Origin of the sequence: Bacillus sp. FSL H8-0545 (genome assembly GCF_038006105.1) — a bacterium.
In the GTDB taxonomy this organism is placed as follows: Bacteria; Bacillota; Bacilli; order Bacillales; family Bacillaceae_G; genus Bacillus_A; species Bacillus_A cereus_U.
The window spans coordinates 3,235,394-3,248,486 of the sequence record NZ_JBBOUO010000001.1; the positions used below are offsets into that span (position 1 = coordinate 3,235,394).

The window sequence follows — 13,093 nt, forward strand, 5'->3', positions numbered from 1 at the left end:
TGTTGCTTCCCCCTATCGCTTAACTACAACTACTTGCGACAACAATTCTTCTACTTTTTCCTTTGTACATAAATCTGCTGAAAATGCTGTTGCACTCCCCGTTGCAACACCATATTGAAATGCTTTTTCAATATCTTTTGTCTGTTCATATTTACCTACAAATCCTGCAACAAGGGAATCTCCTGCCCCAACTGAATTAATTACAACACCTTTTGGAACAGTTGCTTCATATATACCTTCTGTCGTAAATAATAAAGCTCCATCTCCTGCCATTGATACGATAACGTGCTCTACACCTTGTTCGATTAATTTTCTTCCATACGGTAAAATGGCTTCTACTGTTGAAAGCTCCACTCCGAATAACTCACCAAGTTCATGATGATTTGGCTTTATTAAAAATGGCTTATTTTTAGTTACATACTGCAGTGCACTTCCACTTGCATCTACTACTACACGAATACCTTTTTCGGCTCCAAACGCTGCGATTGATTCATAAAAGGTAGTTGGAATAGAAGAAGGTACACTTCCAGCTAGTACAACACAATCTCCAGATTGCATACTTTCGATTTTTTTCATCAATTGTTCAAATTGCTCATTTGTCACAATAGGACCTTGTCCATTTAACTCTGTTTCTTCTTGCCCTTTTATTTTCACATTAATTCGAGAATCTCCATCTACTTGGACGAAGTTCGTTGTTACACCTTCACCATGCAATACATCTTTAATAAATTGACCAGTAAATCCACCCGTAAATCCAAGCGCTACATTTTCAACACCTAAACGATGAAGAACACGAGAAACATTAATCCCTTTTCCTCCAGGAAACTTCATATCTTTCTCTGCTCGGTTTACTGTTCCTAAATCGAAAGAATTAACTTGTACTACATAATCAATAGATGGGTTTAAAGTAACTGTATAGATCATTGTTTATCAGCCTCAATTACATTGGTTTGTCTTTTATATTTTTCTAAATCAATTTCTAAATGGTTTGTAATAATGCTTGCATCTTCAACATTTGCAATTTTCGCAAACGCAACTTCTGAAAATTTACTTTCATCAATTAAGAAATACCCTTCGTTCGCTAATGTTAATGCCATTTGTTTCAAGAGTGCTTCTTCTGGATCTGGCGTTGTATACCCTAACTGTTCATGTACACCATTAGCTCCTAAAAAACATTTATCAAAACGATACTTCTGCATACTTTCCTGTGCCATAGCACCAATTAAAGCTTTCGTCCTACCCTTCATCATCCCGCCTAATAAATACGCACAAATATTATTTTCAACTAAGGCTTCAATATGCATAAGTCCATTCGTTACGACAGTAACATCTTTGTTTATTAAAAATGGAATCATTTCAAATGTTGTACTTCCTGCATCTAAATAAACGCAATCCCCTTGTTCAACAATACTAGCCGCATACTTGGCAATTTGTTGTTTTATTTGAATGTTTTTGGATGATTTTTCAATCATCGTGGGCTCCTGTCCTTTTCCTGTTAAAACAGAGGCACCACCATGAACTCTTTTTAATAACCTTTGTTTTTCCAATTGTGCTAAATCACGACGAATTGTCGACTCAGAGCTTTCTGTTCTTTCCACTAATTGCTGTAATTTAACCACTTTTTGTTCTTTTACAAGTTGTAGTATCATTTGATGACGTTCAGGAGTTAACATCTTCTTCACCTCTTCTTTGATTACAGTATAATGAAAACGATCACAAAATTCAACCACAAACAACCAAAAATAATCATTAACAATCACATTCGGTTATAAACAACAAAAAAGAAACCTATTTGATACAACAATCAAATAGGTTTCTTCTCTCGCTTCACTTATAAAGAAGCTTTATAAATTGCAAGAACATCATCTTTATTTAATTTTTTAAAGTTACCGAATTCACCATAAGCCATCGCTTTATCCGCCATTAAGTCAATTTCACTTTCTCTAATAGCGTAATCAGCTAATGTTACTGGCGCTTCAATCGAAGTCCAAAATTGACGTAATGCCTCAATTCCCTCTAATGCAATCTCTTTATCGGTCTTCCCATCTGTTTCTACATCGAATACACGAATAGCGAACTGTTTAAAACGACTTATATTTTCATCTACAACATGCTTCATCCAGTTCGGGAATAAAATCGCAAGGCCACCCCCATGTGGTATATCATGAACAGCAGAAACTGCATGCTCAATATTATGAGTTGCCCAATCTCCTCTTACTCCCATCGCTAAAATGCCGTTTAACGCCATCGTTCCGCAATATAATATTGTTTCCCTATGCTCATAATTTTCTAAATTACTTAAAAGCTTAGGAGCTGTTTCAATGACTGTTCTTAAAACAGATTCACAATAACGATCTTGTAGTTCTGTATTTGTTCCATGATGGAAATATTGTTCTAATACGTGTGACATAATATCTACCATACCGTAAATTGTTTGATCTTTCGGTACAGACGCAGTATGAACTGGATCTAAGATTGAAAACTGAGGGAATGTAACTGGACTGCCCCAGCCGTACTTTTCATTCGTTTCCCAGTTTGTAATTACAGAGCCTGCATTCATTTCAGAACCTGTTGCCGCAAGAGTGAGTACAGTACCGAACGGTAACGCCTCGCTAGCAAATGATTTTTTCGTTACAATATCCCATACATCTCCATCATATTTACTACCAGCAGCAATCGCTTTCGTACAGTCGATTACACTTCCTCCGCCAACCGCTAAAATAAATTCGACTCCATTGTCTTTACAAATTTGAATCCCTTTCTTTACTGTTGATAAACGAGGATTCGGTTCAACACCCGTCAACTCAAACACTTCCGCATTTATATCCTTTAAAATAGAAATTACATTATCATAAATACCGTTTCTTTTAATACTTCCTCCTCCATATACGAGAAGAACTTTTTTACCGAACTGTGGAATTTCAGTTTTTAACTGCTCTAATTGTCCTTTACCAAAAATAAGTTTTGTTGGATTACGAAATACAAAATTTTGCATATACCTTTACCATCCCTTCCATATGAAAAGCAACTATACTTTTGTATACCACACTTTTTTAATTTCACAAACAAATTTGCTTAACAAAAAAATCCCAGCCTTAAAGGCTGAGATTTTTTATTGATAATAAGGCGAGATCATTAAGTAAACAATAACACCAGATAAACTTACATATAACCAAATCGGCATCGTCCAACGTACAATTTTACGGTGACGTGTTAATTGATTCGTAAAACCAAATACTAGTGCGAACAATGCAAGTGGTACAATAATCGCCGCAAGGATAATATGTGTAATTAAAATGATGAAATACACATATTTAATGAATCCTTCTCCACCGAAATGTGTTGCTGGTGCTAAGTAATGGTACGATAAATACGAAACACAAAATAGTAAAGTCGTTGTAAATGCTGCCAGGATAAAACCACGGTGCATTTTCACATTCTTTTTAATAATAGAGAATAAAGCTGCTAATAAAAATACAAACGTAAAACTATTAAAGATTGCATTTAACATTGGTAAAATTGTTACATCAAAATGTACTTCTCCTTCATAGCCAACAGGTCCAAAGAACAAAAATAATATAATCGCATTTACAATTACAGAAAGCGTTATCACAATAGGAGCATAGCTTTTCTGATTTGTTGATTGATCCACCAAAATGGTCACTCCCTCTTCCTTCAAATATGTATACGTAACCTCACTATTTTAACATATTATTCACAGTGTAAATGTGACAATAGTTTGACACAGCAAGACAAGGCAAAGAAAAAATCCTTCTTAATAAAACTTCTTAAGAAGGATTTTATCGCTTTATTATTTAAATAGCAATGCAATTAGTTTTTGTTAAAAAACGTATTGCTATACGCTTGATATATTTCAGACACTTGATATCCCATTAGTGAAATTGCTGTTAATGAAAAGAAACCAATCATAAGAAATCGAAACCACATATAAATCTCCTCCTTGTATTTAGCTTAAAAAACGTTAGCTATCTTACAAGTTAAGTGGCACTCTTCTTCATCACTTTCTTTCCTCTTCACAATCGCTGTTATAAAACGAATCATAAAGAATATAACAAAAGGAATTTGTTTATCATTTATATTGGCATAGTTTGGTAACGGCTCTCTTTGCAAATCGAACGGAGATGAGAAGGAATAGAACATACCTTGCTCTTCCATATATACGATTACAATCTTCATACAAAATACTATCCCGAGAAACGAAACAATATCTTGCCATTCTGTCGTATATAACAGGTTATACAGCTCTAATACGTACTCTTCCATCGTCATCCCCCCTTCCTTTTTTATCATTTTGCTCTCCTTCATATAAAAAGTCAAGAAAAAAGTTTATTTTCACTATGCTAATAGTAATTACTTGTTTCTTTACTTATATATGAATCTTTTCTAGCAATGATTGGATATACCATTCTTCGAAAACAAGATATCATAGGAAGTTCGATAGCCGAATTCATGCTATAGGTAAAATAATATGTGACGTCAAGAACAAGGCGCTAAAACATCGGAACACGAATCTGTACGGTATGCTGATAGTACCTAGCTCACGAACCTATATGGTCTGTCGTGAGAGTGGTGATGGCACACCGCAATCTTGCACGTCAGCGATACCAGAAATAGACTTCTCCTTTGGTAACAAGAATCCCACTGACATTAGTCAACTTGCCCCTTTAAGGGTGGGAGTGTCAAATAACCTATTGTTGTTTTTTATTTATGCAAATTACTTTGTCGTATTCACATCTAAAGTTTTAAGAGATTCTTTTCCATCTCTCAAATAACTATTTACGAGACTTAAAAGTAACTTCCCACCAACCAACATCGCACGTTCATCAAAATCAAATTGAGGATGATGATGTTGGTATGTTGCTCCTATTTCTTCATTACCCGCACCTGTAAAGAAAAATGCTCCTGGAACATGTTCTAAATAATATGCAAAATCTTCTCCACCCATAATCGGTGGTACTTCAATAACTCTGTCTCTTCCAAGATCACGTTTCGCAATCTCCATAAAATGACTCGTTTCATCTAAATGATTTATTAATATTGGATAACCGCGTTTATATTGAATATTAACTTCAGCATGAAGAGACTGACAAATCCCCTCAACAACTCGTTTAAATTCCTTCTCCATAAATTCTCTCACTTCAGGATTTAACGTCCGAATTGTCCCTGTAAATGTAGCAGTATCCGCAATAATATTATCTGCTTGACCAGCATGGAATGTACCAACTGTTAATACAGCAGATTGCAACGGATCTACTTTTCTACTAACTAAAAGTTGCAATTGATTAATAACTTGTGTTGCAACGATAATGGCATCTACAGTATGATGCGGCATACCGCCGTGACCGCCTCTCCCTTGAATCTTCACTTCAAAAGTATCAGCTGCGGCCATCATTGCTCCAGCTTTCGCCCCAACAATTCCTACAGGCATTTGAGAAGATAAATGTGTGCCAAAAACAACATCTACTCCTTCTAAACAACCATCCTCAATCATAGCAATTGCCCCACCAGGTTCTTTCTCTTCTGCATGTTGATGAATAAGGACTATTTTTCCTGAAAGTTGGTCTCTGTTTTCACTTAATATTTTTGCGACTCCTAAAAGTGTTGCTGTATGTCCATCATGGCCACAAGCGTGCATTACGCCAGGAATCTTTGATTTATATGAAACTTGCTTTTCATCTTGAATAGGTAGTCCATCAAAATCAGCACGCAACGCGATCGTCTTCCCAGGTATTCCACCTTCAATTACGCCGATTACCCCTCTTCCCCCGACATCTGTTTTCACATCAATATGAAAACTTTTTAAGATTTCAGCTATTTTTTTCGGTGTTTCTATTTCTTGAAACGATAGCTCTGGGTATTGATGAAAATCTCTTCGCCACGAAACCATTTGGTTATATAAACTTTCCAATTCTTTATGCCATGTTTCTATCATAAAAATTCCCCTTTCTTTTTAACACTTCAAACAAAAAAATACACAATATTCTGTATTTAATCAATAAAAAAAGAGAACTTTCTTTAAAAGTACTCTTAATTCTCCAAAATATAAAACGTTCTACTTTAGTTACTACTTTGCTTCAATACAAAAACTGAAAGTTCAGGTACACTCCAAAATCTAACAGGCATTCGCGTCGTCCCAATACCGCGATTTACATATAAATGTAATGGCTTACTCTTTCCTTCTAATTCATACATTCCTTCAACATACTTCTCTGCTAATTTTGTGGTAATTAAAGGACCTACAAAAGGAATCTGAACTTGTCCTCCGTGACTATGTCCTGAGATTTGAAAATCAACTGGATAACAAGCTACTTTGTCTACAACATCAGGCTCATGTACTAATAACATATTGAAATCTTGTTGTCTTAAGTTTTTTAAAGTCGAGTCTATTTGTGGTTTCCCTAATAAGAAATCATCCAAACCTGATATTGTAATATACTTGCCATTTTCCACCTTAATTTTCTGCACGTCATTTACTAAAACAGAAAAACCCGCTTCCTCCATGTGCCTTTTGTAGAATAAACTACCGCCCCCGCCTCTATCATGATTCCCAAACACAGCATACTTTCCGAGAGGAGCATGAATTTTCCTCAAAATTTCTTTCGCCTCTTCTCTTTCCTCATTATAAGATCCGAACTTATCTATTAAATCACCTGTAAAAACTACTATATCTGGACGTAACTCATTCATTTTCTCAACCAAATTATCTAGTTGCTTCAGTGTAAACTCTGGCCCTAAATGCACATCTGAGAATTGCAATATCTTTTTATTGTTAAACTCTTTAGGAATCGTAGGAGCTTCTATTTCATTCCACGTGACCGATACTAATCTTCGTTCTATTTCTGTTGCATAGAAATACAAGCTTATTGGAATCATTAATATACTTATGAAACTAATAATAAATTTCTTTACGATTGATTTTTTCCGCTCTTTTTTTACATGATGCGTATTCATATTTTCACCTCTAGATGTACTTTAAAACCTTTTTGTTACATTGATGTGACAACATGAAAAAGCATTGGCTATATTCGATTTTATTCCTATCTCGATTTGACAAATTTATACAGAATCCATAACATATTTTTATAATACATATATTTTTAAAATTGTTTCTTCTATTTGTCCATCACAATATTTATGGAGGGGTTATTCATGTCTGTATTTACACCAGAAGAAATTACGGAACTTGCTGCTAATTCCGGAAGAAAAAAAGCTCATTTATCATTACTCCCTATGCTAATTCTCGGTTTTTTTGGTGGTGCTTTCATAGCATTAGGGTATTTACTCGATATTCATGTTATTGGGACAATGCCAAAATCTTGGGGATCATTTACTAGTTTTCTAGGTGCTGCTGTCTTCCCTATCGGTCTTATACTCGTTATTCTTGCGGGCGGTGAATTAGTAACTGGCAACATGATGACCGTTTCAATGGCTTGGCTTCACAAAAAAATTGACTTATTTCACTTACTACGAAATTTAGTTATTGTTACATTTAGCAATTTCATAGGTGCTGTATTCATTGCTTATTTTTTCGGTCATATCGTCGGATTAACGGAGGGAGCTTTTTTAGCGAAAACAGTTTCTATTGCACAAGCTAAACTACAAGATACACCACTACAAGCCTTCATTTCTGCAATCGGATGCAATTGGCTCGTTTGTTTAGCTGTTTGGCTCAGTATGGGAAGTAAAGAATTTATCGGAAAGATTGTCGGTATTTGGTTCCCAGTTATGACTTTTGTTGCGATTGGATTTCAACACGTTGTAGCCAATATGTTTGTCATCCCAGCTGCAATTTTTTCTGGTCATTTAACTTGGGCTGAATATTTTCCGAACTTCATTTTTGTTTTCTTTGGAAATTTAGTAGGAGGTATGTTATTTGTAGCACTACCTTATTTCATATCTTATAATAAGAAACTACCTTCCCATAAAGAGAAGACCGCAATAGATAACAAATCTATATCCGCTTAAATTGAATGTCTATAAAATAGTCCTAAAAAATATTACAAATTTCATTTTTTTCGTGAATATATCTACGTACACTTGTTCTCGAATGTTTTATACGTTATAATAACAACTTAAATAGCATTATTTACATATGAGGTGAAAAACATGAATAAAACAGAATTAATTAAAAACGTAGCACAAAATGCTGAGATTTCTCAAAAAGAAGCTACTGTAGTTTTACAAACTGTAGTAGAATCAATCACTAACTCTTTAGCTGCTGGCGAAAAAGTACAACTTATCGGATTCGGTACATTTGAAGTTCGCGAAAGAGCTGCTCGTACAGGCCGTAACCCACAAACGGGTGAAGAAATGCAAATCGCAGCTTCTAAAGTACCTGCTTTTAAAGCTGGTAAAGAACTAAAAGAAGCTGTAAAATAATGAAAAATAGCCTTCTCATTTATGAGAAGGCTATTTTTTTCATTATATAATTAATAAAAATCTGACCATTATGCTGCTTATTTTGTTCCTTTATGCAAATATAACCTTTACTTTCAAAGAAAGGTTTTGCTGTAATACTTGCCTCTGTATATATATCCCTATGTTCTAGCTTCATTACTTCTTTTTCTAACTTTTGTAATATATAAGAAGCTATCCCTTTCCCTTGATAATCTTTATGTGTAAACAAACGATTTATGTAATGTTCATCATTATAATCTCCAAATCCAACTATCACACCGTTGTTATCCGCTACATAACTAATATTCTTTTCTAAAGACTTTAGCCAACTTTCTCTATTTAGTCGCTTTGGTGCCCATGCCTGTAGCTGTAACGTATTATAATCTTGTGCATTAACCGTATGAACCGTTTCATAGAACAATTGTAATACTTGCTCTAAATCCTCTTTCTGGAATGTTCTAATTTTAATATCTTTAAACATATGTAAAACTCCTTATCAAACTAACTCTTCTATTTCGGTTATCCGGATAATTATTTCGTGTTTATTTTTGAAACAGTTTCTTCCACTATATAAGATTCACTACTTTTGCTCTTTCTATATTATATCGATCTTTCCTTCTAAACGAACAATAAACAATACTTATACAAAGTATTGTTTATTGTAAAAAAGCATATTAAATTCGTTTTATAGCTGAAAGTGTTTAAGATTTCAATTTAACTCTTTGCAATCTTAATGCATTTAATACGACTGATACAGAACTAAACGCCATCGCTGCACCTGCAACCCAAGGAGCTAAGAAACCGAGCGCCGCAATTGGAATTCCTAGGCCGTTATAAGCTAATGCCCAGAATAAATTTTGCTTAATATTTCTAATCGTCATTTTACTCATGAAAATTGCATCAGCAATACTATTTAAATCGCCACGGATTAACGTAATATCCGCTGCTTCCATCGCTACATCTGTTCCTGTTCCAATTGCCATTCCAATGTCCGCTGTAGCAAGAGCAGGAGCATCATTAATTCCATCTCCAACCATAGCCACTTTCTTACCACTAGCTTGAAGTTTCTTCACTTCTTCTGCTTTTCCTTCTGGTAATACTTCTGCAATTACGTGATCAATACCAACTTGCTTTGCAATTGCCTGAGCAGTTTGTGTATTATCTCCTGTAATCATAACGACATCTAGACCCATTTTCTTAAGTCTTGCAATTGCTGCTTTTGAAGTATCCTTTACAGTATCTGCAACAGCAACAATTCCAGCATATTCCTTATCTATCGCTATAAGCATTGCCGTTTTTCCTTCTCGCTCTAGTTCTTCCATCGCTTTAGAAACTTCTTCAATATCAATATTAAACTTCTTCATTAATCGGCGTGTACCAATTAATAACTGTTTCCCTTCTACAACCGACTCAATACCAAAGCCAGGAATTGCTTCAAACGTTTCTGAACTTGGGATATCAATTCCCTTTTCTTTAATTCCTTCTACAATTGCTTCTGCAAGTGGATGTTCAGAATTTCTTTCTGCTGCACCAACTAATTTTAATATTTCCTTCTCATCAAATCCATCTGCCACAATTATATCAGTTAATACCGGTTTTCCATTTGTCACTGTACCCGTTTTATCTAAAATAATAGTATCTAATCTGTGCGTCGCTTCTAAATGCTCTCCACCTTTAAATAAAATACCGTATTCAGCTGATCTTCCTGATCCCGCCATAATAGATGTAGGTGTTGCAAGACCTAATGCACATGGACAAGCGATAACAAGCACTGCTATCATTTTCTCAAGTGCTCCTCCAAAATCACCAGGTGTAACAAATATCATCCATACCGCAAATGTGATTATAGCAATCACAACTACAACAGGTACGAAAATACCTGAAATTTGATCAGCTACCCTTTGAATAGGAGCTTTCGAACCTTGAGCCTCTTCCACTACTTTAATAATTTGAGCTAATGCAGTGTCTCTTCCTACCTTAGTTGCCTTAACTTTTAAAAATCCATTTTTATTCATTGTAGAACCGTTTACTACATCCCCAATTGTTTTATCAACTGGAATACTCTCGCCTGTTAACATCGATTCATCTATCGCTGATTTTCCTTCTACAATTTCTCCATCTACTGGGATTTTTTCACCAGGTTTAACATAGACAACATCACCAGCTACCACTTCTTCGATTAAAATTTTCATTTCTGTGCCATCTCGCACAACTGTGGCAGTTTTCGCTTGTAATCCCATCAACTTTTTAATAGCTTCTGATGAACGCCCTTTTGCTTTCGCCTCAAATAATTTACCTAAAATAATTAAAGTAATAAGTACCGCGCTCGTTTCAAAATATAAATCTGTCATATGTTCTGAAGAACCAATTGATTGAATACTTAAATAAACACTATAGAAATAAGCTGCGGACGTTCCAAGTGCCACAAGAACATCCATGTTTGCACTTTTATTGCGTAACGCTTTATAAGCACCAATATAAAACTGGCCTCCAATTATAAACTGTACTGGAGTTGCAAGGGCCAGCTGCACCCATGGGTTCATAAGCATATCAGGTAAATAAATAAAAGATGTAAATGAAAAATGACTCACCATTGCCCACAATAACGGAAATGATAAAATAAACGAAAAAATAAACTTCTTCTTTTGTCGCTCAATTTCTTTTAAGCGGTGATCTGTTGATGAATCTTGCTCATCCGATTTCACTTCTAATTTATATCCTAATTTTGTGATTGTACTCTTCATCTCATTTACACTGATTTCATTAGGGTTAAAGTCTACTGTAGCTGATTCTAAAGCGAAATTTACTGTCGCCTTGTTCACACCATCTAGTTTATTTAAACGCTTTTCCACTTTATTCGCACACGCTGCGCATGTCATTCCCGAAACGGTAAACTCCGCTTTATCACTTACAATGCCATATCCTAACGATTCAACTTTTTCTTTAAATTCTTTCGGATTTGTTTTAGTTGGATCGTACAAAATTTTCGTTTTTTCAAGTGCAAAATTCACATTTGCATCCTGCACACCTTCTACTTTTTTAAGACCTTTTTCAATTCTATTTGCACATGCTGCACATGTCATGCCTGATATTTGGAGATTGGCCTCTTTTTGTTCATTCATGTCTCTCACCTCTATATACCCTTATAAGGTATAATTTTTAGCAAAATAAATCGTACTCCATATAAAGTACGATTTATTTCCATATTAAAAATTATTATTGAACATCATAGCCTTGATCTTCAATTACAGCAACGATATCTTTTAATGTTACAACTGATGAGTCGATAGTAACTTCAACAGTTCCTTCTGCTAATTGAACTTTTACTTGTTCAACGCCGTTTAGTTCTTTCACATTACTTTCAATAGAATTTACACAATGCCCACAAGACATACCCTCAACTTTTAATGTTAACTGTTCCATTTAAAATCCTCCTCTTGTTTCTTCATTGTTTGTTAATCACAACTACATCTTACCATACCCCCCTAAGGTAATCAATGGTTTTATATAATGATTTAAAAATTTTTCTAAAACCTTTATTTTCTCTTTATTCCACGCATCAATTTTTATACCATCTGTCCATACCCCATATATGTATAAAGAAAAACCAAGCCAGTCAAATACTAGCTTGGTTTTTACGCTTTTGAAAAACGTTCAAAAACGGTCATTAATTCTTCAATTGCTTCGTCACCATTCCCGTTTTTAATAGCTCCTGAAACACAATGATTTGTATGATTCTTTAAGACGCCCATTCCTACTTTTTTCATCGCTGCATTGATCGCTGAAATTTGCACTAGAATATCAACACAATAACGATCATTTTCAATCATATTTTGAATTCCACGAACTTGTCCTTCAATTCTCTTCAATCTATTTATAATTTGCTCTTTTTCTTTTTCTGATCTATGCATAGCCGTTGTTTCCTGCTCTTTATGATCCATATTATCACCTTCTTAAAGTTTCTCTTCATCCAATAAAAACAAATACTTTTTACGAGTATACCAATTATAGCATTAAATATCTATGTAATGATACCCTATATGAGTATCTTATCTTTATATGATTATTCTTAACAAATACTTAGCTTCTCAATCCCAATTATCATTATACCCTTTCCCATTTTTCAAAAAAACAATGAAATCTCCCACTAAAACTCAATAAAAAAAGCCTCAATCATCACAAATTTGAATTGAGACTTTTTTTCTTTCTATTATATATACATCTATTGTTGATCACATAATTTTGTGTCATTAACTACAGAAGTTCCTTCAACGGTAACTGTATGAAAACAATCATTTACACGAACTGTAACAACATTATCTTGTCGATCAATAATATGATATTCATTAAATTCTTTATTTAGAGCACTACGAATTTGTTCTCCTTCATAAATTGGAATACCGTGTGATAAAACCCAAATAAGCCCAGCGATAGCAAGAATAGTTTTCATACGACCTACCTCCTTGAGAATAAAGTGAACTTTTAATCAGTGGTGTTTTCAGCCCTACTGATTATTAGTTGAATCAATTGGGCTATTATGCGGGATAAGTTCATTTCGTTTATAGTATGTTTATGCTAATTGTGACGGAATTGTGACAACTTTTTGTCTCTTTAGACGAAAAGTTGAAACAAAACTTTCAAAAAGGACAATTCTACTTACGTGAACAAAAAGGCT

14 protein-coding genes are annotated in these 13,093 nt (G+C 34.5%); 2 read left to right on the forward strand and 12 right to left on the reverse strand.

The window, feature by feature from the left end; translation table 11 throughout:
- Nucleotides 1-12: 12 nt before the first annotated feature.
- The 7 genes from pfkB to MHI07_RS16915 all read right to left on the reverse strand — a co-directional run bounded on the left by pfkB (nucleotide 13) and on the right by MHI07_RS16915 (nucleotide 6,972).
- Entirely contained in the window at nucleotides 13-924 is a 912-nt protein-coding gene (pfkB, locus tag MHI07_RS16885) for a 1-phosphofructokinase (protein WP_340825259.1), read from the reverse strand.
- Nucleotides 921-1,673 carry a DeoR/GlpR family DNA-binding transcription regulator gene (locus MHI07_RS16890; protein ID WP_078180973.1) on the reverse strand — a complete coding sequence of 251 codons (753 nt, stop codon included), beginning with the start codon at nucleotides 1,671-1,673 and terminating at the stop codon, nucleotides 921-923. The genes pfkB and MHI07_RS16890 overlap by 4 nt, the downstream gene beginning before the upstream one ends.
- Nucleotides 1,674-1,831: 158 nt before the next feature.
- On the reverse strand, nucleotides 1,832-2,995 hold the full coding sequence (locus tag MHI07_RS16895) for an iron-containing alcohol dehydrogenase (RefSeq protein ID WP_088079157.1): 1,164 nt from the start codon (nucleotides 2,993-2,995) through the stop codon (nucleotides 1,832-1,834).
- A 117-nt stretch (nucleotides 2,996-3,112) separates the two neighbouring features.
- Nucleotides 3,113-3,655 (reverse strand): DUF420 domain-containing protein, encoded by a 543-nt coding sequence (locus MHI07_RS16900; protein ID WP_000228315.1) that lies wholly within the window; start codon nucleotides 3,653-3,655, stop codon nucleotides 3,113-3,115.
- A gap of 317 nt (nucleotides 3,656-3,972) precedes the next feature.
- Nucleotides 3,973-4,311 carry a hypothetical protein gene (locus tag MHI07_RS16905; RefSeq protein ID WP_002160823.1) on the reverse strand — a complete coding sequence of 113 codons (339 nt, stop codon included), beginning with the start codon at nucleotides 4,309-4,311 and terminating at the stop codon, nucleotides 3,973-3,975.
- 424 nt (nucleotides 4,312-4,735) lie between these two features.
- Nucleotides 4,736-5,953, reverse strand: a complete 1,218-nt coding sequence (locus MHI07_RS16910) for a M20 metallopeptidase family protein (protein WP_215557355.1) — start codon at nucleotides 5,951-5,953, stop codon at nucleotides 4,736-4,738.
- A gap of 125 nt (nucleotides 5,954-6,078) precedes the next feature.
- Nucleotides 6,079-6,972 carry a metallophosphoesterase gene (locus tag MHI07_RS16915; RefSeq protein ID WP_215579387.1) on the reverse strand — a complete coding sequence of 298 codons (894 nt, stop codon included), beginning with the start codon at nucleotides 6,970-6,972 and terminating at the stop codon, nucleotides 6,079-6,081.
- Nucleotides 6,973-7,170: 198 nt separating this feature from the next.
- Here MHI07_RS16915 and MHI07_RS16920 point away from each other — a divergent pair, with 198 nt between their 5' ends.
- Nucleotides 7,171-7,986 (forward strand): formate/nitrite transporter family protein, encoded by an 816-nt coding sequence (locus MHI07_RS16920; RefSeq protein ID WP_033707562.1) that lies wholly within the window; start codon nucleotides 7,171-7,173, stop codon nucleotides 7,984-7,986.
- A gap of 141 nt (nucleotides 7,987-8,127) precedes the next feature.
- Nucleotides 8,128-8,400 carry an HU family DNA-binding protein gene (locus MHI07_RS16925; protein WP_002033657.1) on the forward strand — a complete coding sequence of 91 codons (273 nt, stop codon included), beginning with the start codon at nucleotides 8,128-8,130 and terminating at the stop codon, nucleotides 8,398-8,400.
- 19 nt (nucleotides 8,401-8,419) lie between these two features.
- Here MHI07_RS16925 and MHI07_RS16930 read toward each other — a convergent pair whose 3' ends face one another.
- From MHI07_RS16930 to MHI07_RS16950, 5 genes are all read right to left on the reverse strand, one after another.
- Nucleotides 8,420-8,899 carry a GNAT family N-acetyltransferase gene (locus MHI07_RS16930; protein ID WP_002160820.1) on the reverse strand — a complete coding sequence of 160 codons (480 nt, stop codon included), beginning with the start codon at nucleotides 8,897-8,899 and terminating at the stop codon, nucleotides 8,420-8,422.
- A 220-nt stretch (nucleotides 8,900-9,119) separates the two neighbouring features.
- Nucleotides 9,120-11,540, reverse strand: a complete 2,421-nt coding sequence (locus MHI07_RS16935; RefSeq protein ID WP_340825268.1) for a heavy metal translocating P-type ATPase — start codon at nucleotides 11,538-11,540, stop codon at nucleotides 9,120-9,122.
- A 94-nt stretch (nucleotides 11,541-11,634) separates the two neighbouring features.
- Nucleotides 11,635-11,841, reverse strand: a complete 207-nt coding sequence (gene copZ / locus MHI07_RS16940) for a copper chaperone CopZ (RefSeq protein WP_002160818.1) — start codon at nucleotides 11,839-11,841, stop codon at nucleotides 11,635-11,637.
- Between the two features lie 212 nt (nucleotides 11,842-12,053).
- Nucleotides 12,054-12,359 carry a metal-sensing transcriptional repressor gene (locus MHI07_RS16945; protein ID WP_002160817.1) on the reverse strand — a complete coding sequence of 102 codons (306 nt, stop codon included), beginning with the start codon at nucleotides 12,357-12,359 and terminating at the stop codon, nucleotides 12,054-12,056.
- A 281-nt stretch (nucleotides 12,360-12,640) separates the two neighbouring features.
- On the reverse strand, nucleotides 12,641-12,868 hold the full coding sequence (locus MHI07_RS16950; RefSeq protein ID WP_002160816.1) for a hypothetical protein: 228 nt from the start codon (nucleotides 12,866-12,868) through the stop codon (nucleotides 12,641-12,643).
- Nucleotides 12,869-13,093 lie beyond the last annotated feature (225 nt).

Coding starts and splice junctions, on each gene's coding strand:
- MHI07_RS16930 (WP_002160820.1), bottom strand. CDS start 8,899: ATGTTTAAAGATATTAAAATTAGAACATTCCAGAAAGAGGATTTAGAG.
- MHI07_RS16905 (WP_002160823.1), bottom strand. CDS start 4,311: ATGATAAAAAAGGAAGGGGGGATGACGATGGAAGAGTACGTATTAGAG.
- MHI07_RS16890 (WP_078180973.1), bottom strand. CDS start 1,673: ATGTTAACTCCTGAACGTCATCAAATGATACTACAACTTGTAAAAGAA.
- pfkB (WP_340825259.1), bottom strand. CDS start 924: ATGATCTATACAGTTACTTTAAACCCATCTATTGATTATGTAGTACAA.
- MHI07_RS16935 (WP_340825268.1), bottom strand. CDS start 11,540: ATGAATGAACAAAAAGAGGCCAATCTCCAAATATCAGGCATGACATGT.
- MHI07_RS16895 (WP_088079157.1), bottom strand. CDS start 2,995: ATGCAAAATTTTGTATTTCGTAATCCAACAAAACTTATTTTTGGTAAA.
- MHI07_RS16910 (WP_215557355.1), bottom strand. CDS start 5,953: ATGATAGAAACATGGCATAAAGAATTGGAAAGTTTATATAACCAAATG.
- MHI07_RS16950 (WP_002160816.1), bottom strand. CDS start 12,868: ATGAAAACTATTCTTGCTATCGCTGGGCTTATTTGGGTTTTATCACAC.
- copZ (WP_002160818.1), bottom strand. CDS start 11,841: ATGGAACAGTTAACATTAAAAGTTGAGGGTATGTCTTGTGGGCATTGT.
- MHI07_RS16925 (WP_002033657.1), top strand. CDS start 8,128: ATGAATAAAACAGAATTAATTAAAAACGTAGCACAAAATGCTGAGATT.
- MHI07_RS16920 (WP_033707562.1), top strand. CDS start 7,171: ATGTCTGTATTTACACCAGAAGAAATTACGGAACTTGCTGCTAATTCC.
- MHI07_RS16945 (WP_002160817.1), bottom strand. CDS start 12,359: ATGGATCATAAAGAGCAGGAAACAACGGCTATGCATAGATCAGAAAAA.
- MHI07_RS16915 (WP_215579387.1), bottom strand. CDS start 6,972: ATGAATACGCATCATGTAAAAAAAGAGCGGAAAAAATCAATCGTAAAG.